We start from the raw sequence: 25,743 nt of genomic DNA on the forward strand, positions 1-25,743 counted from the left end.
ACACAGCACTCTGCAAACACGAAAGTGGACGTATAGGGTGTGACACCTGCCCGGTGCCGGAAGGTTAATTGATGGGGTTAGCGCAAGCGAAGCTCTTGATCGAAGCCCCGGTAAACGGCGGCCGTAACTATAACGGTCCTAAGGTAGCGAAATTCCTTGTCGGGTAAGTTCCGACCTGCACGAATGGTGTAACCATGGCCATGCTGTCTCCACCCGAGACTCAGTGAAATCGAATTCGCCGTGAAGATGCGGTGTACCCGCGGCTAGACGGAAAGACCCCGTGAACCTTTACTACAGCTTGGCACTGAACATTGAACCTACATGTGTAGGATAGGTGGGAGGCTTTGAAGGCGTGACGCCAGTTGCGCTGGAGCCGTCCTTGAAATACCACCCTTGTATGTTTGATGTTCTAACGCAGGCCCATGAATCTGGGTCGCGGACAGTGCCTGGTGGGTAGTTTGACTGGGGCGGTCTCCTCCCAAAGAGTAACGGAGGAGCACGAAGGTTGGCTAATCCTGGTCGGACATCAGGAGGTTAGTGCAATGGCATAAGCCAGCTTAACTGCGAGACGGACAGGTCGAGCAGGTACGAAAGTAGGTCATAGTGATCCGGTGGTTCTGAATGGAAGGGCCATCGCTCAACGGATAAAAGGTACTCCGGGGATAACAGGCTGATACCGCCCAAGAGTTCATATCGACGGCGGTGTTTGGCACCTCGATGTCGGCTCATCACATCCTGGGGCTGAAGTCGGTCCCAAGGGTATGGCTGTTCGCCATTTAAAGTGGTACGCGAGCTGGGTTCAGAACGTCGTGAGACAGTTCGGTCCCTATCTGCCGTGGGCGTTGGATGATTGAAGGGAGTTGCTCCTAGTACGAGAGGACCGGAGTGAACGAACCTCTGGTGTTCGGGTTGTCACGCCAGTGGCACTGCCCGGTAGCTAAGTTCGGAATCGATAACCGCTGAAAGCATCTAAGCGGGAAGCGAGCCCTGAGATGAGTCATCCCTGACCCCTTGAGGGTCCTAAAGGGCCGTTGGAGACCACAACGTTGATAGGTGGGGTGTGTAAGCGCGGCGACGTGTTGAGCTAACCCATACTAATTACCCGTGAGGCTTAACCATACAACACCCAAGAAGTGTTTCTGGCCTTGTAGCGAATGAGTGAACTACTAATTCAGTGATAGCGACCACCTCACCAGGTGACAGTTGTTATTCACGTCAGCTTTCCGAGATTGAAGAATTTGCCTGGCGGCCATAGCGCCGTGGAACCACCTGAACCCATGCCGAACTCAGAAGTGAAACGCGGTAGCGCCGATGGTAGTGTGGCATTCGCCATGCGAGAGTAGGACACTGCCAGGCACCCAATTAAACAGTGATGTGAAGAATCACATTACTGGCTGCGAGGATGACACCTCAATGAAGCGGCAGACAATTTAGCAAAAAGCTAACCAGACAGCGGAGCGGTAGTTCAGTCGGTTAGAATACCGGCCTGTCACGCCGGGGGTCGCGGGTTCGAGTCCCGTCCGCTCCGCCACTACTCAAGAAGCCCAGTCTAACGACTGGGCTTTTTTTCGTTTCCGACACCGCACTCCTTTTCCCTCACATCAACACCGCCATCATCCGATCATCGCCCCTGAGAGAGGTTGCCGCTATAATGGCCGCCCTCAAGCAAGGTGGTGGTATGAAAGCAGAGTATCTACAGCGATTCGGGGGCATTGCCCGTCTTTATGGTCAGAGTGCGCTGCGCTCCTTCAGCCAGGCGAAAGTCTGTGTGGTCGGGATCGGTGGCGTCGGTTCCTGGGCGGCCGAGGCGCTGGCTCGGGCCGGCATCAACCAGATCACCCTGATCGACATGGACGACATCTGCATCACCAACACCAATCGCCAGATCCACGCCATGCAAGGTACGGTCGGCCGTCTCAAGACGGAGGTGATGGCCGAGCGCATCCGTGCCATCAATCCGGATTGCGAGGTGATCGAGGTGGATGACTTCGTCACCGCCGACAACCTGGGCGAGCATATCAAGCGGGAGTTTGATTATGTGGTGGACGCCATCGACTCGGTCAAGGCGAAGGTGGCGCTGATTGCCTTCTGCAAGCGCAACAAGATCCCGGTGATCGTGGCGGGTGGTGCCGGCGGGCAGATGGACCCGACCCAGATCACCGTGGCCGATCTGGCCAAGACTATTCAGGATCCGCTGGCCGCCAAGGTGCGCTCCGACCTGCGCCGGCTGCACAACTTCAGCAAGAATCCGGCGCGCAAGTTCGGGGTTGAGTGTGTCTTCTCAACCGAGCAGCTGAGTTATCCGGATGGTAATGGCGGCACCTGCCAAGCCAAGGCGGCCAGCGACGGCAATATGAAGATGGATTGCGCCTCCGGCTTCGGTGCCGTGACGCCGGTGACGGCCACCTTTGGCTTGGTTGCCGCGTCACGGGTATTGAAGAAGATTGCCGAGCGGGGAGCCCGTGCCGAGAAAGAGGCCGGAAATGAAGACACAGGGTCGATTGGAGAAGCCTGATCGACCACTGCACAAGGCGGGTTAGACAGCCTGCTCCCGGATTGCCAACACGATAGCTCTGAGCCCGTTGCCTCGCGACGGGCTCAAATGTTTCTCAAGCCCCAGTTCGCTGAAATAGCCCTCCATGTCGAAGGAGTGGATCGCCGCTGCAGGTTGGTGGTTGAGTGCCGCCAGCACTATGACGATAAGGCCCCGCACGATGCGGGCATCGGAATCACAGGCAAAGTGCCAGTTACCATCCTCACCTTTCTCCCCCTTCAGCCAGGCCTGGCTCTCACATCCCTTGAGGCGAAATGCCTCCTGCTGCCATTCGCCGGGCAGGGCAGGCAGCTGTTTGCCGAGCTGGATGATGAGCCGGTACTGGTTTTCCCAACCGTTTGCTGCCGCAAACTGCTGACAAATGCTATTTGCGTCGGGCTCAACGCCTATCCGGGTATAGGTTGCGAGGCTGTTCATTGGATTGTCTGCCTTAGAAGAAGTCACTGAGTTTGTGCAGGGCGGCCAGCAGGGCGTCGACATCGTCCCGATTGTTGTAGCAGGCCAGCGAGGCGCGCAGGGTACCGCCGATACCGAGCGATTCCATCAGCGGCATGGCACAGTGATGGCCGACCCGCAGCGCGATCCCCTGCATGTCGAGCAGGGTGGCGGCGTCCTGCGGGTGGATATCCTCCAGCAGGAAGGAGACTGCGCCGGCGCGTCGGCGAGGTTCGCCGACCAGACGCAGCCCCGGCACCTGTTGCAGCCCGGCAACCAGATAGTCTGTCAGCGCCGCTTCATGGCTGGCCAGTGACTCCCTGTCCTGCTCCATCACAAAGTCGATGGCAGCGGCGAGGCCGATGGCGCCAGCAATATGAGGGGTGCCGGCTTCAAACTTGAAGGGCAGGGAGTTGAAGGTGGTGCCGGTGAAGCTGACTCTGTCGATCATCTCGCCCCCCGCTTGCCAGGGCGGCATCCGTTCCAGCCGTTCGGTGCGGCCCCACAGCACGCCGATCCCGGTCGGGCCATAGAGCTTGTGGCCGGAGAAGGCGTAGAAGTCGCAGCCGATGGCTTGTACATCCACTTCAAGGTGGGCCACCGCCTGAGCGCCGTCGATCAGGGTCAGGGCCCCGACCGCCTTGGCGGCAGCCACCATCTCTTTGACCAGATTGACGGTACCGAGGGCATTGGAGACGTGGGCCACGCTCACCAGCCGGGTGCGTGGCCCCAGCATGGCGTGATAGGCCGCCAGATCGAGATCGCCCCGCTCATCGAGGGGGATGACCCGGAGCACGGCGCCGGTACGCTGGGCAATCAGCTGCCAGGGGACAATGTTGGCGTGGTGCTCCAGGGTGCTGAGCACGATCTCGTCCCCCGCCTTGAGCTCGCTCATCCCCCAGCTCTGGGCCACCAGATTGATCGCCTCAGTAGTGCCACGGGCCCAGATCACCTCGCGACTGTGAGGCGCATTGATAAAGCGGGCAACCGTCTCGCGGGCGGCCTCGAAGGCTCGGGTGGCGCGGCCACTCAGGGCATGGGCGGCGCGGTGCACGTTGGCGTTGTCGGCCCGATAGTAGTGCGCGATGGCGTCCAGCACCACTTGGGGTTTCTGGGTAGTGGCAGCGTTATCCAGATAGATCAAAGGGTGGCCGTTGACCTCTTGCGCCAAGGCCGGAAACTGGCTGCGCAGCCGAGCGTGTTGTTGCTGGTTCATGCTCCCCTCATATCATCTGGAAAAGTCGGCCATGATCCGGAAAATGGCGGTCAAACACAAGACGCAGTGGCGGGATATTGCCTGCGGTTTCGGCTGCCTGCGGGATCTCTGTTACAATGCCGCCCCTCATCATAAGCCAAGAGATCCGGCCCATGAAGCTCAACCCCAATCAGAACGAAGCGGTCAAGTTTGTCTCCGGCCCTTGCCTGGTGCTGGCGGGTGCCGGATCGGGCAAGACCCGTGTCATCACCAACAAGATTGCCTATCTGGTACAGCAGTGCGGCTACAACGCGCGCAACATCGCCGCCGTTACCTTTACCAACAAGGCGGCACGAGAGATGAAGGAGCGGGTCGGCCAGACCCTGGGTCGCAAGGAGGCGCGGGGGCTGATGGTCTCCACTTTCCACACCCTGGGGCTCGAGATCATCCGCCGCGAGCACAAGAGCCTGAACCTCAAGGCCAATTTTTCCCTGTTTGACGATACCGACCAGCTGGCGCTGCTGAAAGAGCTGACCGAGGCGGAGCTGGACAACGACAAGGACAAGCTCTCGGCCCTCATCAGCCAGATCTCCAACTGGAAGAACGACCTCATCTTGCCGGCCCGCGCCATGCGCATCGCCCGCGGCCCGGAAGAAGTGTTGCTGGCCCAGCTCTATGAGCGCTATCACCGCCAGATGGTGGCCTACAACGCGCTGGATTTCGACGATCTCATCGTGATGCCGACCCTGTTGCTCAAGAGCAACGAGGAGGTCCGCACCCGCTGGCAGAACAAGATCCGCTACCTGCTGGTCGACGAATACCAGGACACCAACACCAGCCAGTATGAGCTGGTGAAGCAGATTGTCGGCGAGCGGGCCCGTTTTACCGTAGTGGGGGACGATGACCAGTCCATCTACTCCTGGCGCGGTGCCAAGCCGCAGAACCTGGTGCTGCTGAACGAGGATTTTCCCAGCCTCAAGCTCATCAAGCTGGAGCAGAACTACCGTTCCAAGAAGCGCATCCTCAAGTGCGCCAACATCCTGATCGCCAACAACCCCCACGTCTATGACAAGGCGCTCTTCTCCGAGCTCGATGAAGGGGTGAAGCTCAAGGTGCTGTTTGCCAAGAATGAGGAGCATGAGGCGGAGCGTATCGCCGCCGAGCTGATGGGCCACAAGTTCATGAACCGCACCCGGTTCAAAGACTATGCCATCCTCTATCGGGGCAACCATCAGTCGCGCATCTTCGAGAAGGCGCTGATGACCAACCGCATTCCCTACCGTATCTCCGGCGGCACCTCGTTTTTCTCCCGCACCGAGATCAAGGACATCATGGCCTACCTCAAGCTGCTGGTGAACCCGGACGAAGACACTGCCTTCCTGCGGGTGGTCAACCTGCCGCGCCGCGAGATAGGTCCCACTACCCTCGAAAAACTGGGCCAGTATGCCAACCAGCGCGGCAAGAGCCTGTTTGCTGCCAGCTTCGAGCTGGGGTTGGAGCAACACCTCTCCGGGCGCGGTCTATCCGCCCTGCAGGCCTTCACCAACTGGCTGGTGCGGCTCGGCGATCAGGCGCTGCGCGGCAATCCGGTGGAGGCGGTGCGGGACATGATCAAGGAGATTCACTATGAGGAGTGGCTCTACGAGACCTCTCCCAGCCCGAAGGCGGCAGAGATGCGGATGCAGAACGTCTCCACCCTTTACCGCTGGATCACCGAGATGCTGGAGGGAGATGAGCTGGAGGAGGCGATGACCCTGGCTCAGGTGGTTACCCGGCTCACCCTGCGTGACATGATGGAGCGCAACGAGGGCGAGGACGAGGCCGACCAGGTGCAACTGATGACACTGCACGCCTCCAAGGGGCTGGAATTTCCCTATGTCTACATGGTGGGCATGGAGGAGGGCTTGCTGCCTCACCAGACCAGCATCGACGAGGATAATGTGGAGGAGGAGCGGCGCCTCGCCTACGTCGGCATCACCCGTGCCCAGACCGAGCTGACTTTTACCCTCTGCAAGGAGCGGCGCCAGTACGGCGAGTCGGTGCGGCCGGAGCCGAGCCGCTTCCTGCTGGAGTTGCCGCAGGACGATCTGGAGTGGGAAAACCAGAAGAAGGTGACGGCCGAGGAGCGCCAACAGAAGGGGCAGGTCGGGGTCGCCAACCTGAGAGCGCTGTTCAAGAAGGATTGAGTGGTGGTTAGCCGCGCTCGTTCTTGGTCTGGGTGAGCAGGGGGGTGATATCGGCTCCGGGCATGGGGGGCGAGATATAGCGCCCCTGGCCCATCAAGCAGCCCAGGTCGATCAGTTTCTGCAACTGCTGCTGGTTTTCGATGCCTTCCACCACTAGGGTGAAGTCCAGATCCTGGCAGATGTCGCGCATGGCACGAATGAGGGCGAGATCCTTGGGTGACTGCAGCATGCGATGGGTGAAGCTGTCATCCACCTTGATGTAGTCCACCGGAAAGTGGAACAGGGCGTTGAGGGACGAAAACCCGGTCCCAAAGTCATCCAGACTGATCTGGATACCTTTGGCTCTCAGTTCGTGCAAAGAGGTGAGGGCATCGGAGTCCTGCCGTGACAGCTCCCGTTCGTTGAACTCGAAGATCAGATAACCGGGAGCTATCCCCTCGGATTCGATGATTTCAACCAACTTCATGATCTGCTCATGGCTGACCAGATGCTTGCCGGACAAGTTGATGGCCACCTTGAACTTGCTCTGGCCTGACAGCGGCAGCCACTCCTTCAATTGTTGGCAGGTGTGGCTCAGGATCTGGTAGTCCAGTTCCTGAATCAGACCACACTGCTCCGCCAGCGGGATAAAGTCGAACGCGTCCTTGAGCACTCCCTCTTCGGTGATCCAGCGGGCCATCACCTCCAGCCCGGTCAGCCGACTGTCCTTGAGCCGGATCACCGGCTGGAAATAGGGGACGATACGCCCTTCGCGCAATGCTCTTGCCAGCATCTCCTCCGGCGAGGCCCAGGTCTGGACCGAGCACTCTTCCGAATAGCTGACGATGCGGCTGCGGCCGTTGCGTTTGGCCTGATACATGGCCAAGTCGGCCTGATGAAGCAGCTGGCTGATGTCGGAAGTCTGTTCCGATACGCTGGCTACCCCCAGACTGACCGTGATGCCCAGCTCGTTGCCCATCAGTCGAAAAGGGTAGGAGAGGCGGCTGATGATGCGGTTGAGTACCGGGCTGATATCCTCCTCGGTCTTGCTGTTGTCCAGATAGATGACGAATTCATCCCCGCCCAACCTGGCCACCATGTCGTTCTGCCGAATGCAGGTCTGCAGGCGGCGGCTCATCTCCTTGAGCAGCTGGTCACCGGCGCTGTGGCCCAGGGTGTCGTTGACCTGCTTGAAGTGGTCCACATCGATGAAGATCAGCGAAAAACCCGGCGACTTGTAGCGGTGAAAGTGGGTCATGGCATGGTTGAGGTGATTCATCAGCAGGGCCCGGTTGGGCAGCTGGGTCAGCGGATCGTGCAGGGCGTCGAACTGCAGCCGCCGTTCCAGCTCCTGGTGCTGCTTGAGCTGCTTTTGCAGCCGGAGGTTGGTCTGACGCAACTGCTGCAGGCGCTGGTTGATGGAATCTTCCGAGTTGATGTCGTGCAGCTGCTGGCGGATCCGCCTCAGCTCCAGCAGCAGGGTGAGTTGACTGCGCAGGAAGTCGAGAAACAGCCGATCATCGGTTTCCAGCGGGTGCTGCAGGCTGATGAGAAAGTGGGCGAAGTACTGCTGCTGCAGGCGCAGCGGTTGGCTGTACCAGTAGAGCTGTTCCTTGTGCTGCTCCATGTTGTTGGTGTTGTGGCACAACCCGGTGATGAACTCGTCGCTGTGGGGGGGCTGCTCCGGATAGATCTTCTCGAGCCGGTGGCTGTCGATGCGCACCAGCAGCATGTCCTGAATGGCCAGCATCTGGCGCAGTACCGCCTCGAGCTGGGAGAACAGCGCCTGACTGGGCAGGGTGTTGGCCAGCCGGATGATGCGATTGATACTCTCGATCTTCTTCTGCCAGTCAGGGTCTTTGCGGATCAGCGGTGAGGCCAGTTCCGACAGCTGGGAGCCTGCCTGGGTCTCGTTCAACCGTTTGGCCAGGCACTCCAGCAACAGGCGCAGGGTTGGCAGCTCCTTGGGCTGGCAGCAGGCCAGCAACCACTGGACCTGACCGTGTTCGACCGGCAGCGAACACCAGCCATCGGCTTCATCGAGCTGGGTCAGTTGATCGGTGATGCGCGACTCTTCCAGCCCCAGCTGCAACTTGAAGCTGTCGGAGATCTGGTATTCGCATACCCACTGCAGGCCTGCTTCCGACAAGCCGAGCATGCCGAAATGCTGCAGCGGGCAGAGCTGGTTCAACTGCTGGATCAGGGTGTCGTAATCTTTGGAAGTGGCAGCGGAGGGGGCGGGGAAATCCATAATAGCGGAAACCAACGCCAGCAAGGGAGTCGAGTAATGGGGTGCTATTGGTTGCGCTGACATGAGTAACTCCCGGTTTGCCTACCCTACAAAGAGTAGCCGGAAGTCATCAGATTGAAAGGGCCGCAAATGCGGCCCTTTCAAACACTTAGAGCTTGTCGATCATGTAGTGAATGGCGTTTTCGATCTCTTCATCGCTACAGGTGGCGCAAGTTCCTCGTGGCGGCATCACACCGGTCTTGCCTGTGAAGCCGGCAATGGCGTGTTTCTTAAGCGTTTCAATGCCTTGGGCGATACGCGGTTCCCAGGCAGCTTTGTCACCACGCTTGGGTGCACCGGCGATGCCGGCATCGTGGCAGGCGAAGCAGGCGCCCTTGAACACGGCTTCGCCGTCGCGCGGACCAGATGCTGCTGCCGCCGCAGGGGCTGCGCCTGCGGTCGCAATCCCTTCCAGATCCTTGGCGGTATAGACTTGACCGACAGGCTTGATCCGCTCGGCAATTGCCTCCGGTGACATATCATCGGCAGCAAGCACCACGCCGGACAAACTGGCGGCCGTCATCCCGACCGCCAGCAAATAGCTCAGTTTTTTCAACACGCTCATGTACTCCCAGCAGGCTTTTATTATCCCTAGAAAACGACTGGATTATAACCGAATAGTTACAGCCATTTAAACGCTTGTGTGTGAAGTGTTAAGCACTCTGCGTGCAAAGTTTCTTCGTCAGATCACAAACTGGCGAGGCTGGCCTGAAAAAAAGAAACCCGGTTTTCACCGGGTTTCATCTCATGGGCGGGCCGAAAGGCTTATTTGTCCCAGCTGAGGATCACCTTGCCGGACTGGCCTGAGCGCATGGCATCGAACCCTTGCTGGAAGTCGTCGATGTGGAAGCGGTGGGTAATAATGGGGGAGAGATCCAGCCCGGACTGGATCAGGCTGGCCATCTTGTACCAGGTCTCGAACATTTCACGACCGTAGATCCCTTTGATAAACAGTCCCTTGAAGATCACCTTGCCCCAGTCGATGGCCATGGTAGCGGGGGGGATGCCGAGCATGGCGATTTTGCCGCCGTGGTTCATCTTGTCGATCATGTCCTGGAAGGCGCTGGGCACGCCGGACATCTCCAGCCCCACGTCGAACCCTTCGGTCATGCCGAGTTCGCTCATCACGTCGCTGAGCTGCTCCTTGGCTACGTTGACGGCGCGGGTGGCGCCCATCTTGCGGGCCAGCTCGAGCCGGTATTCGTTGACGTCGGTGATCACCACGTGGCGGGCACCCACGTGGCGGCAGACGGCGGCGGCCATGATGCCGATGGGGCCGGCGCCGGTGATCAGCACGTCTTCACCGACCAGGTCGAAGGAGAGGGCGGTGTGCACCGCGTTGCCGAACGGATCGAAGATGGCGGCCAGTTCATCGGGGACGTTGTCCGGCAGCTTGAAGGCGTTGAAGGCCGGGATCACCAGATACTCGGCGAAGGCGCCGGGGCGGTTGACGCCGACACCTATGGTGTTGCGGCACAGGTGGGTGCGGCCGGCACGGCAGTTGCGGCAGTGGCCACAGGTGATGTGGCCTTCACCGGATACCCGGTCTCCGACCGCAAAGCCGCGTACTTCCTGGCCGATGGCGACCACTTCCCCGACGTATTCGTGGCCGACCACCATGGGCACCGGGATGGTCTTCTGTGACCATTCGTCCCAGTTGTAGATATGGATGTCGGTGCCACAGATGGCGGTCTTGCGGAGCTTGATCAGCAGGTCGTTGTGGCCGAGTTCGGGGGCCGGTACGTCCGTCATCCAGATGCCGACTTCTTTGTGCAGTTTGGAGAGCGCTTTCATGGTTGTTCCTTCACGATGAATGCAGAAAGAAGGGGCGCCAGGCCCCTTGATTCAAATCAGATGATGTCGAGTTCGCGGCCGATACGAATGAAGGCATCGATAGCCTTGTCCAGTTGCTCACGGGTGTGGGCGGCAGACATCTGGGTGCGGATGCGGGCCTGGCCCTTGGGCACCACCGGGAAGGAGAAGCCCACCACGTAGATGCCGGCGGCCAGCATGCGGCTTGCCATCTCGGCGGCCAGTTTGGCATCGCCCAGCATCACCGGAATGATGGCGTGATCGGCACCGGCCAGGGTGAAGCCGGCGGCGCTCATCCGCTCGCGGAAGTATTGGCTGTTCTCCTTGAGGCTGGAGCGCAGCGCATGCCCCTCGGCCAGCATGTCGATCACCTTGATGGTGGCGGCGACGATGGAGGGGGCCAGCGAGTTGGAGAAGAGATAGGGGCGGGAGCGCTGGCGCAACCAGTCGATCACCTCCTTCTTGCCGGAGGTGTAGCCGCCGGAGGCGCCGCCGAGCGCCTTGCCCAGGGTGCCGGTGATGATGTCGACCCTGTCCATCACGCCACAGTATTCGTGGGTGCCGCGGCCGTTTTCGCCGATGAAGCCGACGGCGTGGGAGTCGTCCACCATCACCAGGGCGTCGTACTTGTCGGCCAGATCGCAGATGGATTTGAGGTCGGCAATGACGCCATCCATGGAGAAGACGCCGTCGGTGGCGATCAGCTTGAAGCGGGCGCCGTCGGCGTCAGCCTGCTTGAGCTGGGCTTCCAGCTCGGCCATGTCGTTGTTGGCGTAGCGATAGCGCTTGGCCTTGCACAGCCGAACACCGTCGATGATGGAGGCGTGGTTGAGGGCATCGGAGATGATGGCGTCTTCGGCACCGAACAGGGTTTCGAACAGACCGCCATTGGCATCGAAGCAGGAGGAGTAGAGGATGGTGTCTTCGGTGCCGAGGAAACCCGACAGTTTCTGCTCCAGCTCCTTGTGCTGATCCTGGGTGCCACAGATGAAACGGACCGAGGCCATGCCGAAGCCGTGGCTGTCCAGCCCCTGATGAGCCGCCGCGATCAGGTCCGGGTGGTTGGCCAGCCCCAGATAGTTGTTGGCACAGAAGTTCAGCACCTGCTCGCCGCCCACCGCAATCCGGGCCTGCTGGGCCGAGGTGATGACGCGCTCCTGCTTGTACAACCCTTCAGCCTGCACCTGCTCAAGCTGCTCGGTCAGGTGACGATAGAATCCGTTAGACATCCTCGATCCTTATTGGCTATTTCAGCTGATTATCAACAATGGGCAGTATTTTACTGCAATCTGTTGCGGTGAATTCAAATGATTGTGCTGACATTCAACAATTGTGAAACAGATCTCACCCGGCTGGTTGGGCCAGTTGACGATAGTGCTGTTCCAGCTGGCGGATCTGGTCGGCCACCTGGGGCTGCACATAGGGGCGCAGCAGGAACAGCACCCGCAAGACGCCCTGATAGAGCAACGGCTTGGTGATGCGGGTGTTGGGGGCCTGGGCAATCTGGAACGGGATCCAGCAGGTGACCACCATCTTGATGGTCTGGCCCAGATCCGGCAGATCCTCGTCGCTGACATTTATGATGCCGCCCTCGCGTAGGCTTCTGAGCAGGGCCACCACGGCGGCACGCAACTGCTCCTGGGCCTTGAGGTATTTTTGCTGCAGCGGCTCATCGCGGCTCAGGATGTCCGGCAGATTGGCGTAGAAGAAGCGGAACTGCCACATCAGATAGAAGATGGCGTCCAGATAGCCCATCAGGTTTTCCAGCTTGATCTCGTCGCTGCGCGCCGGTGTGAAGCTCTCGCTCAGGTGGCGGGCGTACTGGTCGAAGATGGAGTGGATGATGTCTTCTTTATTGCGGAAGTGGTAATAGAGGTTGCCCGGGCTGATGCCCAGATGGGCGGCAATGTGGTTGGTGGTGATGTTGCGTTCACCCTGATCGTTGAACAGCTCGGTGGCGCTGTGAATGATCCTGTCTCTGGTTTTCATCGCTGTTCCCTCTGCCGGGCCCCTGGCCGGTGAAATCGTCAAGGTCGAATCCCCTTGCGGCCCGTGATAAACTTTTCGGCAATTTCAAATTGGCTCACTATACACAGCTTTAACAGGCAGTCACACGTGGCCATCAACGTACGCGAGGCAAACTCCATGATCGTAGTAACTGGCGGTGCTGGCTTTATCGGCAGCAATCTGGTCAAGCAGCTGAACGCTCAAGGACGGACCGATGTGGTGGTCATCGATGACCTGACCGACGGCACCAAGTTCGTCAATCTGGTCGATCTGACCATTGCCGATTACATGGATAAGGATGAGTTCCAGGCGCGGATCGTTTCCGGCGACGAATTTGAAGAGTGGGATGGCGGCATCGAGGTGATCTTCCACGAAGGTGCCTGCTCCGCCACCACAGAGTGGAACGGCAAGTTCATCATGGAGGTCAACTACGAGTACTCCAAGGATCTGTTCCACTACTGCATCGAGCGGGAAATTCCGTTTATCTACGCCTCTTCTGCCGCCACCTACGGCGGGCGCAACGACAACTTCATCGAAGATCCGAAGTTCGAGCAGCCGCTCAACGTCTACGGCTACTCCAAGCAGCTGTTCGACCGGTACGTGCGTCGCTGGATGCCGGAGATCAACTCCCAGGTAGTCGGTCTCAAGTACTTCAACGTCTATGGCCCGCGCGAGCAGCACAAGGGCTCCATGGCCTCGGTTGCCTTTCACCTCAATACCCAAGTGAAGAAGGGTGAGAATCCCAAGCTGTTCGAAGGCTGCGACGGTTTCCCCAACGGCGGCCAGATGCGCGATTTCATCTATGTGGATGACGTCTGCAAGGTGAACCTCTGGTTCTGGCAGAATCCGCAGCACTCCGGCATCTTCAACTGCGGTACCGGCCGGGCCGAACCGTTCCAGAACGTGGCCGAAGCGGTGATCAAGCATCACCAGAAGGGTGCCATCGAGTACATCCCCTTCCCGGATCACCTCAAGGGGCGCTATCAGAGCTTCACCCAGGCAGACATGACCAAGCTGCGCGGCGTCGGTTATGACGCCGAGTTCAAAACCGTGGCCGAAGGGGTCGCGGATTATATGGCGTGGCTCAACCGCTAACGGGTGAGTTTTACATCGCTATATGCAGACAAGCCGGAAGCAGGCCATACCTGCTTCCGGCTCTGTTGTTTGTCACGGCTTTTCTCAGTCTCTACCGGGTAACCACGCAATGAACATATTGATGGCACTCTCCCAGCTCGAAGTGACGGGCGCTGAGGTCTATGCCACTACGGTCGGTAACGAACTGACCCGGCGTGGCCACCAGGTTTTCTACGTATCGGACACCCTGACCAAGCCCACTCTGGGTGAGGTGTTCAAGCTGCGATTCAACAAGCGCAGCATTCTGCGCCGCTTCTGGCACGTTTTCTACCTCATCTATCTGATCAAGAAGCATCATATCCAGCTGGTGCATGCTCACTCGCGTGCCTCTGGCTGGAGCAGCTATGTGGCCTGCAAGCTGACCGGCACCCCCATGATCACCACGGTGCACGGCCGCCAGCCGGTACATGCCTCCCGCAAGGCCTTCCATGCCCTTGGGTTCAGGGCGGTTGCCGTTTGCGAGGATATTGCCCACCAGATCATCGACAACCTTGGCGTTGACCCGGCTATCGTGCAGGTGTTGCGCAACGGCATCGAAACCGACAAGTTCCAGCCAGTGCCGGCCCCGACCAATGCCAGGCCGGTGATCGCCATCGTAGGCCGGCTGAGCGGCCCCAAGGGTGAGCTCTGCTATCGGTTGCTGGATGAGGTGCTGGATCTGGACACCTGCCAGGTGAAGGTGGTGAGCGGCAGCCAGCTGCCTGCGCGTTTCCAGCATTTTCAGGAGCGGGTTGATTTCGTCGGTTATGTGGAGGATGTCCCTGCGCTGATGGCGCAATGCGATCTGGTGATCGGTGCCGGTCGGGTGGCGATGGAGGCCCTGCTCTGCGGCCGTCCCGCCTTTGCCATCGGTGAAGCCAAGGCCATCGGGCTGGTGACCGAGCAGAATCTGGATGAGGCGTTGGCCAGCAACTTCGGCGATATCGGCCCCCAGGATCTGGCGATCGATTTTGCCGCACTGAAGGCGCAGATTACCCCGGCCCTGGCCAGTGGCACCGTTTCAGACACAATTCGTCAGCGCATTCAGGCCGAATATGGCTTGGCGGGAGTCGTCTCCGGCCTGGAATCCATCTATCAGGATGCGGTGGTCGAGACCCTGCGCCGCGAGATGCCGGTCATCATGTATCACCGCTTCATCGCACATGACCGCGAGAAGGGGGTACACGGTACCTGGATGCCGATCGCCATGTTCGAGAAGCACCTGCGCCTGCTGAAGTGGCTGGGTTATGAGACCCTGACGTTCCGCGATCTGGCGGACAAGGGCTTCATTCACCGGCTGCAATACGGCAAGAAGTACCTGATGATCACCGCCGACGACGGCTATCAGGACAACCTGACCCGCATGCTGCCGCTGCTGGAAAAATATGGTTACAAAGCCGTGGTATACGTGGTCACGGGGGAAGGGTATAACCGCTGGGATGTGGAGCATGCGAGCAACCCCGACACCCGGGTGGACTTGATGAATGGCGAGCAGCTCAAGGCGCTGACGGCCTCCGGTCATGTGGAGATCGGCGGGCATACCCTGACCCACCCCAGGTTGAGCAAGCTTGCACCCGAGCAGCAAGCTTATGAAATCAAAGAGAATAAACGACAGCTCGAAGCCCTGCTCGGCCACCCTCTGCTGTCGTTCGCCTACCCTTATGGGGATATGGACGAGAGCGCAAAGGCGCAGGTGATGGCGGCGGGCTACCGTTTTGCCGTTGCCACCAACAGCGGGCCCAGAGCCATGCACCAGGACCCCTTCAGGATCCGTCGCATTGCCATTTTCCCGCGTACCGATGTTTTTGGCCTGTGGCGCAAAATCCGGGGTAACTATGTCTTCAGGAAGTCTTGATTGATGCTCAGCAGAAGCCTTGCCTTGCTCGATAGAACAACCACAGCCCTGTTTGCGCTGACCATCCTGTTCTCCTTTTGCGGCTTGTTTCTGGCCCCTTTCGGCCAGAGCATTCAATCCAATCTGCTGGCCGTGACCGGCATATTCGGTTTGTTGAATTACTTTGTCGGCAAACAACGGGATGTGGGGCTCAAAGACCGTCGCATTCTCTGGGGACTGCTGGTCTATGCCGCCATGATCTTCGTCAACCGGTTGATCCACGGTGATCAATACGGAGTCATGCGAGGGCTGTTTTATGTCGTCGTCTTTGCACTGATGATGCCGCGCAAGCCGATCTTGCTGGTGCTGGGTTATCTGGCCATCGTGCTGGGCGGGATGGGATTGGGCATCCTCAGCATCTGGCAATACCAGCATGGCATTGCCAGGGTGGAAGGGTTTACCAACGCGATCCTCTTCTCGCAGGCTGCGCTGACGCTGGCCATCCTCAACTGGTTTGTCTTCCAGCAAAAACAGTTGCCTGGATGGTTGAGGGGGGGGAGCCTGTTTGGCTTGATTGCGGCCCTGTTTGCACTTTATCTCTCCCAGAGCCGGGGGGTCTGGCTCGCCTTCGGGATCATTCTTGCCTACGTCATCTGCTACAAGGCCTACTTCAAACCGTGGAAATACATTGCGGTAGCCATATTGTGTACGGCCACAACGGGCGCCATTTATCAGACCAACCAGCTGGTTCAGGTTCGGGTCGCAGAGGCAGTCTCGGATCTCAACTCGGCAGAAAAAGGTTCATACGACTCATCGTGGGGCTTGCGCGTCATTGCCTGGCAGAGTGCTTGGCTGGGTTTTTTGGATTCACCTGTGGCAGGGGTGGGCACGGATGGCTTCGACGCATTGAAGATAAGCCAAGTTAGGAATGAATTAGTCCCTGCGTCAATTCTGAACCCAGTACTAACTCATGCCCATAATCAATATATGCAGAATCTGGTGATCCGCGGCAGCATAGGATTTATTGCACTGGTGATATTTCTTGGCCTGCCGTTCTATCTGGCGGCGAACAATATAAGCAGGATTTCTGCGGGTGTGCTGGTTCCCCTCGCGTTTGCAATTAACTCGCTAAGCGATGTGCCGTTTGAGCATCAAGGGGTGCTCTATCTGTACACGCTCAGCCTGGTTTTCATCTGGTTTGCCCATGAGTTGAAAAAGGATACCTGCACGTCATGATTCCGGTTTTTGTTATCAGTTTGGCTCGCAGCGTTGAGCGACGGGCGATGGTTGTTCAGCAGATGGCGCATCTGGGCATAGATTTCGAGTTTGTAGATGCAACCGACGGGAAGACGCTGAGCAGTGCCGAGCTGGCCAAGGTGGATTTGGAGCTGGCGAAAGAAGTGTGTGGTCATGCACTGAGTTTTGGCGAGATTGGCTGTGCCATGAGCCATATCCGAGTTTATGAGCGCATCGTCGCCGAAGGTATCGAACGGTGCGTGGTGCTCGAAGATGACATCTACCTGCACATGCACAGCAAGGCGATCATCGAGACGATAGTACACTCCTGCCAGTCCGAGATCGTCTTTCTGCATCATGGCAAAGCCAAACGCTGGCCATTCCTGTCATCTCTGCCCGGCGGCTACCGGCTTGCCAGATACCTGACGCCCAGCCGTTCCTCCAGGCGAGGGGTACTCTCTACCGCTGGGTATGTACTGACCCTGGCCGGGGCGAAAAAATTATTGCAGTGCGCCTATCCGCTGCGAATGCCCTCCGACTATTTGACTGGCCGCTTGCAGCTCAACGGCCTGACCGCCTCCGGGGTGGAACCCTGCTGTCTGGATGTGGATCTGTTCACCACCACCATCGATGACAGAGCCTACGGTCACTATCTGAAATAGCACTGGGCGTGCCGCTGGCGGCTGTTGGTTGGCAGCCCTGTCAGCCTTGCCGACGCTACGGGCCATACAAGCTGGATAATCCATGAATCTCAAGAAGTTGCTTACCCACTCCATTGCCAGATGGCTGATCGGCAGAGCGCCTGACGCCGCCCCATGCCCCGCCGGGACGGAGTTGGAGAGGGTGCTGGTGGTCGGTTATGACGCCATCGGTGATTTCATTCTCACCCTGCCCGCCATTGCCCGGCTCAGGGAGATCTACCCCGCCGCGCGCCTCGAGCTGGTGTGCAGCCAGCGCAACCAGCTGCTGGCGGCGTCGGTCGCCGGGATCGATGAGTGTCACGTGATCACCCTGAACGACACCCTGTGGCCGGCGAGCATGTGGTGCAAGCTGCGTGAACTCAGGCAACGGCAGTATGACCTGGTGATCAATCTGTTTGACGAGCCCGACGATATCGCCATGGCCAAGTTGCTGTTGCTGGCCAACGGTCGCTTGCAGTCGTTGCCCCTGCGCTTCAAGAGCGAAGGGCAGCAGAAGTTGCTGCCGCTGTTCAACAAGAAGGCCACCATAGTGTCGTCACGTCCAGTCAGGGATCACTTCGTCTATCGCATGCTCAGCGTGGCAGGTGATGCGGCTGGCGTGCCGGCCACGGTACCGTCACCCTGCAATGAGCAGCTCGATACCAGCGCGTATGGCCGCTATCTGCTAGTCAACCTGACGGGCAGCCAGGTCGGCAACTCGATGACGGAGGCGCAGATCGACGGGATCCTGGCTCAGTTGCCGACCTATCAGGGGATCTCCTACCTGGTGTTCTCCAGGCAGCCCGTGGCGTGCCCGCGGCAGGATATGACAGCCCTGTTTCCTGACACGATTCTCGATGCCGCCAAGATCATCAAGGATGCGCGAGGGGTCATCTCGACCGATACCTCCATCATCCATATCTCCTCTTCCTTCGGGGTGCCCACCCTGGTGTTGATGAACAACGAGCGCTGGCGCGATGCCTTCATTCCGCTGGCGGGTCGCAATATCATACTGCGCTCGACCACGGACAATCTGGCGGCCCTGTCACCGGCCGAGATCAGCCGCCAGGTCGATGCTCTGATGGCGCTCTAGTCGCGTCAGCCTGTTATCATCCTTTTTCCAATTCAACGGCCCTTCTGGTGGATTCATGTCATTAATCAACGATCTGCAACTCCAGCGTGACATTCTTCGCCGCAAGCTGGGACTGCTGCTGTTCGATCGCAAGCGGCCGGCCCCGCTGCATGAGCGCAAGGGGAAGATAGTGCTGCTGCGCTGGGATGCCAAGCTGGGCGATGCCATCGTCTCGTCCTGGGTGGCCCGCGAAATCAAGCGCGCCAGCCCGGAGCGGGAAGTGTGGATCGTCACGACTGCGGCCATGGCTCCCCTGTTTCGCGATTATTTCGGCATGGACAAGGTGATAGAGGTGCCCAAGCGGCCTGGCTATGGCCAGCTCAAGCGCCTGGCACACTCGCTGGGGGAGGTGGAGTGTCTGGTGCACTTTGGCAAGATGCTGAAAATGAAGGACATCTACTTCATCAGCCAGGTGAGGGCGGATTGGGTTGCCGGCATGGATGATGCCTTGCAGGCGGTCAACCTCAAGCTGGGCAAGGCCTCCAGCGGCATGCACTTCTCCGACAAGTTTGCCCTGCTGTTGCAACGGCTCGGCGTGACAAATCCGGACCAGCAATACATAGTCCCGACCATGAGCCCGCCCGAGGCGCTGGCTAGCTGGTGGCCGGCAGAGCCGGTCCTCTGTTTCAACCCGTACGGCAGTGGCAGCTCCCGCCGTCTGCGGCCCGAGCTTATCAGCCAGATGATTGAGCAGATGCTGGCGGCTGGCTCTTGCGCCATCTGTTTGCTCTATCCGCCGGGCATGGAGGAGGAGGTGACCGGGATCCGGGCCGGCTTGAGCCGACCGGAGCGCCTGCTGCTGTCACCGGATGCGCCCTCGCTGGCCGGGTTGTTTGCCCAGCTGCGCCAGTGTCAGGGGCTGATCTCGGTGGACACGGCGACGGTGCACATCGCCGCCGGGTTGCACAAGCCCATTCTTGGCCTCTACAATCCGGACGTAGGTGGCGGCAACGAGAACTTCCTGGAGTGGCACCCCAACTCCCCGTCAGCCACCGTGCTGTTCTCGACCAATACCCGGGAGCAGGATATCAACTCCCTCGATCTGGCCGAATTCGAGCGTACTTTCAGGGCGTGGCTGCTTGCCAACCAGGCAGCGCTGTCAGCCGCTCAATCACCAGCTCGGGCGTGATGGCGCGCAGCAGGGCTTCGTCGATGAAGTCCTTTTCCGCGTTCTGCGGCAGCTGGAAGTCGGGTCCCTTGGCATCGAACACATCGATGGCCTGATAACGGGGGTGGTTGACCGGGTTGGCGATGATCTTGTCGCCGCCCGGGGCCACTATGGTCAGCAGGGGCAGGTCGATGGCCTGCGCCATGTGGCGGGGGCCGGTGTCATTGCCGACAAACAGCCGGCAGTGGGCGAACAGCCCCACCAGTTCCCGTACCGAGCGGGTCTTGATGTGGTCGAAGACGCTGGCTTGCAGGGCGGCGGGCAGCAGCGGTTTCAGGCCGCGGTTGTACTCCTCTTCCCCCGGCCCGCAGTAGATCAAAATCTGGGCATCGTGCTGCTCGATCAGCCACTGGGCGACCTTGGCAAAGCAGTCGATGGGCCAGCGCTTGTAGTGCCCGAGCGAGTTGACGCCCATGGCGATCAGCGGGCGGCTCAGGTCGACGCCGGCGGCCAGCAGGGCATCCTTTCCTTGTTGCTTCTCTTCTTCACTCAGCCAGAGGTAGTAGTTGCGATCCTCGCTGGCCAGCTTGAGCGGCTTGAGCAGCGAGAAGCGATCGTCGACCAGGGTGCTGTTGCCCTGGAATTCGGTGTCTTTGCGAAAACGCACGATGCGGTTGTGGCCGAGCCGCCAGGGGAAGGAGTCAAAGCCGATGCGCAGGCGGGCACCGGAGAAGAGGCAGCTGAGCAGGCCGATCATCTGGCCCTGGCTGTTGACCACCACGTCGTAGCGTTCGCGGCGAATGGCCAGCAGCAGATCCTTCATGTAGCGCCACTCATTGCGCCTGGCCTTCTCGATGATGATGAGCCGATCGATATTGGGATTGCCCTGCGCCATACCCGCGCAATAATCCATGACCAGATAGTGAACCTCTCCGCTTGGGTCATTCTGCTTGAGGTTGTTGCACAGCGCGGTGGAGATCAGCACATCCCCTATCTGTTTGGTTTGAACTACAAGGTATTTCATAAGGCAGGCCTCAACAGAGGTCATGGTTGATCGTCAGCGTGACAGCATACCGCACAAGTGAGTCAGATGCTGTCGGTGCAACGTGAAAATCCGATCTGGCGCAAGCCGGCCGGGCCGGCATCCGAGGCACATAAAAGAAAAGCCATTTTGACAATGGCTTTTCTGCTGCTTAGAAGGTGAGCGAGGTGGAGAGCTGGAAGGTGCGTGGCGCCCCCAGGCCGCCGGAGAGGCCGCTGCCGTCGCCGCCGGACCAGGAGCCGATCCAGTAGTCGCGCCCGGTGAGGTTCTGCACCGCGGCCCGCACGGTCAGCGCGTGATCGGCGATCCGCAGGGTGTAGCGGGCCCCCAGGTCGAAGGTGGTGTAGGAGGGCAGCGAGAGGCGGTTGTCATCGGTGACGAAGCGCTCGCCGATGAACTGGGTGTTGCCGGTCAGGGTCAGCCCCGGCACGGCGGCCAGATCGTACTCGGCGCCGAGCTTGGCCATCCACTTGGGCACCCCGGTGGCCTGGTGGCCGACGTTGCTCTCGTTGAGCGCCTTGGTCAGCTCAGCCTGGGTGTAGGAGGCCCCGCCCAGCAGGCGCAGCTCAGGGGTGAGCTCGCCGAACAGATCCCACTCGATGCCGCGGTTGCGCTGTTCCCCGTAGACCCCGTAGACGTTGGAGCTGGGGTCTGTGTAGGCGCTTGGCTTGGCGATCTGGAACAGGCTCAGGGTGTGGGCGAAGTGGCCCAGATCCAGCTTGGCACCGACCTCATACTGCTTGGTCTGATAGGGCTTCATGATCTCGCCGGCATTGCTGGCGGTGTTCGGCGCCGCGCCCCCCTGACTCAACCCCTCGATGTAGTTGGTGTAGACGGCGAAATCGTCGCGCAGCTTGACCAGCAAGGTGGTGGCGGGCGAGACCCGGCTCTCCTCGTAGCGGGCGGTCTGGTCGCCGCTGCCGTTGAAGTTGCTGCTCTCGACCGTCTGGCGGCGGGCCCCCAGGGTCCACTGCAGGTCGCCATCGAGGAAGGAGAGGGTATCGACCAGTGCCACGCTCGCCAGGGTTGCCTCGCTGCGCGAGGTGACGGCACCGTACCCGGCGAGATCCGGCGCGGGCCCGAAGTCCAGCCGGTCGTAGTTGGTCATGGCGTGGTTGAAGAACATCTTGTCCCGGAAGGTCTGCTCCGAGGTGTAGCGGGTGGCGGCCAGCGACCAGGCGTGATCGACCGGGCCGGTGCCGAAGGTGCCGCGCAGACCCGCCTCGCCGGAGCGTTGGGTGCCGTCCCGCTCGGAGCGGGCCGCCATGGCATTGATGTCGCCGGCGTCGTTGAGCAGGGTGTTGCGGGTGATGAGGGCGCTGTAGCCACCGTCACGCTGGCCCCAGGCGATGAAGGCGGTGAGGTTGTCGGTCAGGTCATACTCGGCACGCAGCACGGCGGCCTTGGTGTCGTTGATGGTGTAGGCCCAGGCCGGTGCTAGGGAGTAGTCACCACGCTTGGGCTCGGGCAGCTGGGTTACCTGGCTGGCGACCGAGAAGATGCCGAAGTAGTTCACCCCGTCCACCCGCTCGTGCTGACGGTAGAGGTCGGCCGAGGCGCGGGCCCGCTCACCGCGCCAGTCCAGCCCGACCGAGGTGAGTTCCATCTTGTGCTGCTGGTCGTTGACCGCGGTGTCTCCGTCCCGATAGACACCGTTGAAGCGCACCCCCCACAGCTGCTCTTCACCGAAGCGGCGGCCCAGGTCCAGGTGAACACCGCCGAGGCCGTCCGATTCATTGCTGGCGGTGACCTTGGCCAGGGGGGTCTTGCCGGCGCGCTTGGGCACTATGTTGATGTTGCCGCCCACGCTGCCATCCGGCGGCATGCCGTTGAGCAGTACCGAGGGCCCCTTGAGCACGTCGACCCGCGCGGCCATCTCGGTGGAACTGCGCATGTTCGGTGCCATGCCGATGAGGCCGTTGAAGGTGATGTCGTTGGCGTTGGTGTTGAAGCCGCGGATGTAGAAGGTCTCGAACAGGCTGCGCTTGCTCGGCACATAGACCGAGGGGTTGGTGGCACCGGCCACGGCGCCTATGTCCTGGGCCTGGCGATCCTCGATGTACTCCTCGGTGTAGCTCACCGTGTTGAACGGCGTCTCCAGGAAGGGTTTGTTGCCGAGCAGGCCGACCCGGTTGTCGGCGGCGACCTGGCCGCCGGCATAGGCCTTGCGACCCTCCACCACGACGACCTCGTCGGGACGGGGGGCGGCTTCTTCACGGGGAGCCGGAGCGGCCCAGGCGCTGCCCAGTTGCAGGCCGGCCAGGATGGCCAGCGTCAGGCGGGAGAGTCCGTGGCGCGGCACGGCAAGGGAGGATGAGTGCAATGTCTGCATGCAGGATTCCTTTCAGGGTGAGGAGTGCGTTTTTGTCTCCTTATGCTTTCCGGATGACACTCTTAAATCCTCAAATAAAAATAACTCTCATTTGCGTATTGGTGCCCGGCGTGGGCCGGGCACGGGGGATCAGCTGCGATAGGCGGACATCACCTCGTCGGCGATGCGGTTCAGGCAGGTGAAGCTGGCGGTGCAGAGGTACCAGGTTTCGGGGTCGACGAAGCGTACCTTGCCGTTGCGCCACGCCTTGGTCTGGCGCAGCAGCGGGTTGTCCAGGGTGCCAGCGTCGATGGCTGTGCGTCGCTCCATCACGGCGGTGCGGTCGATGACGAACAGGATGTCCGGGTCGGCCTGCTGGATGAACTCGTTGGAGATGGGTTGACCGTGCAGGCCGGTATCCCGCTCCAATCCGGCCGGCTTGACCCCCAGGGTGTCGAACAGGAAGCCGTAGCGGGATTGGGTGCCATAGGCGGTGAAGGCGCCGTTGTTGTGCAGCACGATCAGCGCTCTTTCCGGGCGATCCCGCGTCAGCGCCTGCACCTCGGCGATCTTGGCGTCCATCTGCTGCACCTTCTCTTTGGCCAGCGCTTCCTGGCCGAGCAGGGTGCCGAGGGTGAGCAGGTGGGCCTTGGCGGCCTCCAGGATGTGGCCGTCGCGGTTGGTCATGTCGATGTCGTAGTGCAGGGTCGGGGCTATCTGGCTCAACGCCTCGTAGCTTTGGGCCTGCAGGGGGGAGATGAGGATAAGATCCGGCTTGAGTTTGTGCAGCCGCTCCAGGTTGGGCTGGATGGTGGTGCCCACATCCATCACGGCCGGGTCGTCCCGGTAACGCTGCAGGAAGTGTGCCACGTAATCCTTGGCGATGCCGGCCACCGGGGCCTGCAGCTGATCCAGGGTATCGAGTTCGCTCATGTCAAAGGCCACCACCCGCTTGGGCGGGGTAACGACCCGGGTGGTGCCGAGCTGGTGGGTCACGGTGACCACGGTGCCGTCGGCTCCGGTGGTGGCTTGCTCCCTGGGCGCGTCGCAGCCGGTGAGCCCTGCGATGGCGGCCAGCAGCACGGCGGTGAGCGTATTGATCCTCATAACAATTCTCCAGACGGGGTTGGGTTGAAGTAGTTGCACAGCAGGCCGCGCTGGCTCGGCAGTATGTCGAAGCGCAGGTCGTAGAGCGCCTCCAGGTTGGCCGGGGTGACCATCTCGGCGACCGGGCCACTGCCCGCAAGCTCGCCCCCCTTCATGGCGACGATGTGGTCGGAATAGTTGGCGGCGAAGTTGATGTCGTGCACCACCAGGATCAGGGTGCGCCCCTGCTCGTCGCTGAGGCGGCGGATCGCCTGCATCAGCTGCACCGCGTGCTTCATGTCGAGGTTGTTGAGGGGCTCGTCGAGCAGCAGGCAGTCGGTCTGCTGGGCGACGGTCATGGCGAGGTAGGCCAGCTGCCGCTGCCCGCCGCTCAGCTCGTCGAGGTAGGCCCGGCGCAGGGGAGCGAGGGAGAGAAAGTCGATGGCCTCGTCGACCGCGATGCGGTCTTCCCGGGTCAGGTTGCCTTGGCTGTAGGGGAAGCGGCCGAAGGCGACCAGCTCGTCGACCGTCAGTCGCAGCCCCACGTCCGGCGACTGGCGCAGGGTGGCGACCCGCTTGGCGTAGTCACGGGCGCTGAAACGGTGGAGGTCGGTGTCCCCCAGGCGTATCCGCCCCTGGCTGATGGGCAGCAGGCGGGCCATGGCCATCAGCAGGGTGCTCTTGCCGGCGCCGTTGGGGCCGATCAGCGAGGTGACCCGACCGGCCGGGAAGTCGACGGTGATGTCGCGCAGGACGGCACGATCGCCGTAGTGCTGGTGAACCTGTTCGAGGGAGATCATGGCGATCCTCTGGTTTTGACCATCAGGGCGAGGAAGTAGGTGCCGCACACCAGGTTGATGAGGATGCTGACCGTGGTGCGGTAGTTGAAGATCTGCTCCACCAGGAACTGGGCCAGGATGAAGAGCGCGATGGCGATGGCGCAGCCGAGCGGCAGGGTGACCCGATGGCGGAAGGTGCGCGCCAGGGCATAGCTGATGTTGGCCACGAACACCCCCATGAAGGCGGTGGGGCCGACCAGGCTGGTGGAGACGGCCACCAGCACGGCGATGAGCGCCAGGTGCAGGCGTACCGCCCGCCGGTAATCCACCCCGAGCGAGCTGGCCTGCTCGCGCCCGAGCGCCAGCACGTCGAGCTCGGCCTGGCGGCGGGCGATGACGAGACAGATCAGGGCGACCAGGCCGCCCCCCATCAGCAGCTCCAGCGGCTGGGCCCGGTTGAACGAGGCATAGCCGAACCCCTGCAGGATGGCGAACTCCCCCGGACTGGTCTTGAGCTGGACAAACTGGGTCAGGGTGCCAAACACCATGGTCAGCACCAGCCCCGTCAGCAGCAACTGGAACAGGTCGGTCTGCCCGGGCCGGAACAGCCAGCGGTGGATGATGGCCGAGTACCCCAGCATCAGCAGCAGCGACAGCACGCCGTTCTCCTCGCGCCCGAGCAGCAGCAGGCTCTGGCTGCCGAGCAGCAGCACCAGCAGGGCTTGCAGCAGCAGATAGACCGCCTCGTACCCCATGATGGCGGGGGTCAGGATACGGTTGCCCGCCAGGGTCTGGAAGCTGATGGCCGAGACCGCGATGCAGACGCCGGCGACTGTGATGGCGGCCAGGCGCAGCAGCCGCTGGGGGATGATGTAGCCGGTGTCGAGATCCGACCCGAACAGCACAAAGGTCGCGGTGAGCAGGGCCAGCAGCCCCCAGATCCCGTAACGCATAAGAGTCTCTC

The 25,743-nt window shown here is 60.6% G+C and carries 20 protein-coding genes, 1 tRNA gene and 2 rRNA genes (1 of these 23 only partly in view); 11 read left to right on the top strand and 12 right to left on the bottom strand.

The window, feature by feature from the left end; genetic code table 11:
- The 4 genes from R2E40_RS00390 to tcdA form a co-directional block, all read left to right on the top strand.
- Nucleotides 1–1,119, top strand: a 23S ribosomal RNA gene (locus R2E40_RS00390) (it extends 1,770 nt beyond the left edge of the window).
- A gap of 122 nt (nt 1,120–1,241) precedes the next feature.
- Nucleotides 1,242–1,356, top strand: a 5S ribosomal RNA gene (gene rrf / locus R2E40_RS00395).
- A gap of 98 nt (nt 1,357–1,454) precedes the next feature.
- Nucleotides 1,455–1,531, top strand: a tRNA-Asp gene (locus R2E40_RS00400).
- Between the two features lie 147 nt (nt 1,532–1,678).
- Nucleotides 1,679–2,515: a tRNA cyclic N6-threonylcarbamoyladenosine(37) synthase TcdA gene (tcdA, locus tag R2E40_RS00405; protein ID WP_318164489.1), complete on the top strand. Its 837-nt coding sequence runs from the start codon at nt 1,679–1,681 to the stop codon at nt 2,513–2,515.
- 21 nt (nt 2,516–2,536) lie between these two features.
- On the opposite strand, the gene R2E40_RS00410 is transcribed toward tcdA, so the two are convergent.
- Together R2E40_RS00410 and R2E40_RS00415 are read right to left on the bottom strand one after the other, a co-directional pair.
- On the bottom strand, nt 2,537–2,971 hold the full coding sequence (locus R2E40_RS00410; protein WP_318164490.1) for a SufE family protein: 435 nt from the start codon (nt 2,969–2,971) through the stop codon (nt 2,537–2,539).
- 13 nt (nt 2,972–2,984) lie between these two features.
- A complete protein-coding gene (locus R2E40_RS00415; RefSeq protein ID WP_318164491.1) occupies nt 2,985–4,205 on the bottom strand; it encodes a SufS family cysteine desulfurase in 1,221 nt (406 codons plus the stop codon).
- 152 nt (nt 4,206–4,357) lie between these two features.
- On the opposite strand from R2E40_RS00415, the gene rep reads away from it, so the two are divergent.
- Nucleotides 4,358–6,370, top strand: coding sequence for a DNA helicase Rep (rep, locus tag R2E40_RS00420; RefSeq protein WP_016352380.1), 2,013 nt, complete (start codon nt 4,358–4,360; stop codon nt 6,368–6,370).
- Nucleotides 6,371–6,377: 7 nt separating this feature from the next.
- On the opposite strand, the gene R2E40_RS00425 is transcribed toward rep, so the two are convergent.
- The 5 genes from R2E40_RS00425 to R2E40_RS00445 form a co-directional block, all read right to left on the bottom strand.
- On the bottom strand, nt 6,378–8,663 hold the full coding sequence (locus R2E40_RS00425) for a putative bifunctional diguanylate cyclase/phosphodiesterase (RefSeq protein ID WP_318164492.1): 2,286 nt from the start codon (nt 8,661–8,663) through the stop codon (nt 6,378–6,380).
- 85 nt (nt 8,664–8,748) lie between these two features.
- Nucleotides 8,749–9,204 carry a c-type cytochrome gene (locus tag R2E40_RS00430; RefSeq protein ID WP_187364575.1) on the bottom strand — a complete coding sequence of 152 codons (456 nt, stop codon included), beginning with the start codon at nt 9,202–9,204 and terminating at the stop codon, nt 8,749–8,751.
- Between the two features lie 200 nt (nt 9,205–9,404).
- Complete coding sequence (gene tdh / locus R2E40_RS00435) at nt 9,405–10,433, bottom strand: L-threonine 3-dehydrogenase (protein WP_318164493.1); 1,029 nt, start codon at nt 10,431–10,433, stop codon at nt 9,405–9,407.
- A 56-nt stretch (nt 10,434–10,489) separates the two neighbouring features.
- On the bottom strand, nt 10,490–11,680 hold the full coding sequence (locus tag R2E40_RS00440; protein ID WP_043163991.1) for a glycine C-acetyltransferase: 1,191 nt from the start codon (nt 11,678–11,680) through the stop codon (nt 10,490–10,492).
- Nucleotides 11,681–11,795: 115 nt separating this feature from the next.
- On the bottom strand, nt 11,796–12,440 hold the full coding sequence (locus R2E40_RS00445; RefSeq protein ID WP_011707886.1) for a TetR/AcrR family transcriptional regulator: 645 nt from the start codon (nt 12,438–12,440) through the stop codon (nt 11,796–11,798).
- 156 nt (nt 12,441–12,596) lie between these two features.
- Between R2E40_RS00445 and rfaD the strand changes: the two genes are divergently transcribed.
- The 6 genes from rfaD (at nt 12,597) to R2E40_RS00475 (ending at nt 19,582) form a co-directional block, all read left to right on the top strand.
- The gene (rfaD, locus tag R2E40_RS00450) at nt 12,597–13,553 is read left to right on the top strand and encodes an ADP-glyceromanno-heptose 6-epimerase (protein WP_318164494.1); all 957 of its coding nucleotides are present in this window, start codon (nt 12,597–12,599) and stop codon (nt 13,551–13,553) included.
- 109 nt (nt 13,554–13,662) lie between these two features.
- The gene (locus tag R2E40_RS00455; protein ID WP_318164495.1) at nt 13,663–15,426 is read left to right on the top strand and encodes a polysaccharide deacetylase family protein; all 1,764 of its coding nucleotides are present in this window, start codon (nt 13,663–13,665) and stop codon (nt 15,424–15,426) included.
- A complete protein-coding gene (locus R2E40_RS00460; RefSeq protein ID WP_318164496.1) occupies nt 15,427–16,641 on the top strand; it encodes an O-antigen ligase family protein in 1,215 nt (404 codons plus the stop codon). It begins immediately after the preceding gene.
- Nucleotides 16,638–17,303 carry a glycosyltransferase family 25 protein gene (locus R2E40_RS00465; protein WP_318164497.1) on the top strand — a complete coding sequence of 222 codons (666 nt, stop codon included), beginning with the start codon at nt 16,638–16,640 and terminating at the stop codon, nt 17,301–17,303. Before R2E40_RS00460 ends, R2E40_RS00465 begins: the two co-directional genes overlap by 4 nt.
- Before the next feature lie 82 nt (nt 17,304–17,385).
- Nucleotides 17,386–18,414 carry a lipopolysaccharide heptosyltransferase family protein gene (locus R2E40_RS00470; protein WP_318164498.1) on the top strand — a complete coding sequence of 343 codons (1,029 nt, stop codon included), beginning with the start codon at nt 17,386–17,388 and terminating at the stop codon, nt 18,412–18,414.
- A gap of 55 nt (nt 18,415–18,469) precedes the next feature.
- Nucleotides 18,470–19,582: a glycosyltransferase family 9 protein gene (locus R2E40_RS00475; RefSeq protein WP_318164499.1), complete on the top strand. Its 1,113-nt coding sequence runs from the start codon at nt 18,470–18,472 to the stop codon at nt 19,580–19,582.
- Here the strand turns inward: R2E40_RS00475 and R2E40_RS00480 are convergent.
- From R2E40_RS00480 to R2E40_RS00500, 5 genes are all read right to left on the bottom strand, one after another.
- Entirely contained in the window at nt 19,518–20,585 is a 1,068-nt protein-coding gene (locus R2E40_RS00480) for a glycosyltransferase family 9 protein (RefSeq protein WP_016352369.1), read from the bottom strand. The two genes, R2E40_RS00475 and R2E40_RS00480, sit on opposite strands and share 65 nt — an antisense overlap.
- A gap of 169 nt (nt 20,586–20,754) precedes the next feature.
- Nucleotides 20,755–22,935, bottom strand: coding sequence for a TonB-dependent receptor (locus tag R2E40_RS00485; protein ID WP_318164500.1), 2,181 nt, complete (start codon nt 22,933–22,935; stop codon nt 20,755–20,757).
- A gap of 129 nt (nt 22,936–23,064) precedes the next feature.
- Nucleotides 23,065–24,021: a siderophore ABC transporter substrate-binding protein gene (locus R2E40_RS00490; protein ID WP_318164501.1), complete on the bottom strand. Its 957-nt coding sequence runs from the start codon at nt 24,019–24,021 to the stop codon at nt 23,065–23,067.
- Entirely contained in the window at nt 24,018–24,800 is a 783-nt protein-coding gene (locus R2E40_RS00495) for an ABC transporter ATP-binding protein (RefSeq protein ID WP_318164502.1), read from the bottom strand. The genes R2E40_RS00490 and R2E40_RS00495 overlap by 4 nt, the downstream gene beginning before the upstream one ends.
- Nucleotides 24,797–25,732, bottom strand: coding sequence for an iron chelate uptake ABC transporter family permease subunit (locus tag R2E40_RS00500; RefSeq protein ID WP_318164503.1), 936 nt, complete (start codon nt 25,730–25,732; stop codon nt 24,797–24,799). The genes R2E40_RS00495 and R2E40_RS00500 overlap by 4 nt, the downstream gene beginning before the upstream one ends.
- Nucleotides 25,733–25,743 lie beyond the last annotated feature (11 nt).

Origin of the sequence: Aeromonas sp. CD, assembly GCF_033349375.1 — a bacterium.
In the GTDB taxonomy this organism is placed as follows: domain Bacteria; phylum Pseudomonadota; class Gammaproteobacteria; order Enterobacterales; family Aeromonadaceae; genus Aeromonas; species Aeromonas hydrophila.

Bases quoted from the DNA above. Each gene is read 5' to 3' on its own strand.
- tcdA (WP_318164489.1), top strand. From the start codon at position 1,679: ATGAAAGCAGAGTATCTACAGCGATTCGGGGGCATTGCCCGTCTTTAT.
- R2E40_RS00410 (WP_318164490.1), bottom strand. From the start codon at position 2,971: ATGAACAGCCTCGCAACCTATACCCGGATAGGCGTTGAGCCCGACGCA.
- R2E40_RS00415 (WP_318164491.1), bottom strand. From the start codon at position 4,205: ATGAACCAGCAACAACACGCTCGGCTGCGCAGCCAGTTTCCGGCCTTG.
- rep (WP_016352380.1), top strand. From the start codon at position 4,358: ATGAAGCTCAACCCCAATCAGAACGAAGCGGTCAAGTTTGTCTCCGGC.
- R2E40_RS00425 (WP_318164492.1), bottom strand. From the start codon at position 8,663: ATGTCAGCGCAACCAATAGCACCCCATTACTCGACTCCCTTGCTGGCG.
- R2E40_RS00430 (WP_187364575.1), bottom strand. From the start codon at position 9,204: ATGAGCGTGTTGAAAAAACTGAGCTATTTGCTGGCGGTCGGGATGACG.
- tdh (WP_318164493.1), bottom strand. From the start codon at position 10,433: ATGAAAGCGCTCTCCAAACTGCACAAAGAAGTCGGCATCTGGATGACG.
- R2E40_RS00440 (WP_043163991.1), bottom strand. From the start codon at position 11,680: ATGTCTAACGGATTCTATCGTCACCTGACCGAGCAGCTTGAGCAGGTG.
- R2E40_RS00445 (WP_011707886.1), bottom strand. From the start codon at position 12,440: ATGAAAACCAGAGACAGGATCATTCACAGCGCCACCGAGCTGTTCAAC.
- rfaD (WP_318164494.1), top strand. From the start codon at position 12,597: ATGATCGTAGTAACTGGCGGTGCTGGCTTTATCGGCAGCAATCTGGTC.
- R2E40_RS00455 (WP_318164495.1), top strand. From the start codon at position 13,663: ATGAACATATTGATGGCACTCTCCCAGCTCGAAGTGACGGGCGCTGAG.
- R2E40_RS00465 (WP_318164497.1), top strand. From the start codon at position 16,638: ATGATTCCGGTTTTTGTTATCAGTTTGGCTCGCAGCGTTGAGCGACGG.
- R2E40_RS00470 (WP_318164498.1), top strand. From the start codon at position 17,386: ATGAATCTCAAGAAGTTGCTTACCCACTCCATTGCCAGATGGCTGATC.
- R2E40_RS00475 (WP_318164499.1), top strand. From the start codon at position 18,470: ATGTCATTAATCAACGATCTGCAACTCCAGCGTGACATTCTTCGCCGC.
- R2E40_RS00480 (WP_016352369.1), bottom strand. From the start codon at position 20,585: ATGAAATACCTTGTAGTTCAAACCAAACAGATAGGGGATGTGCTGATC.
- R2E40_RS00485 (WP_318164500.1), bottom strand. From the start codon at position 22,935: ATGCAGACATTGCACTCATCCTCCCTTGCCGTGCCGCGCCACGGACTC.
- R2E40_RS00490 (WP_318164501.1), bottom strand. From the start codon at position 24,021: ATGAGGATCAATACGCTCACCGCCGTGCTGCTGGCCGCCATCGCAGGG.
- R2E40_RS00495 (WP_318164502.1), bottom strand. From the start codon at position 24,800: ATGATCTCCCTCGAACAGGTTCACCAGCACTACGGCGATCGTGCCGTC.
- R2E40_RS00500 (WP_318164503.1), bottom strand. From the start codon at position 25,732: ATGCGTTACGGGATCTGGGGGCTGCTGGCCCTGCTCACCGCGACCTTT.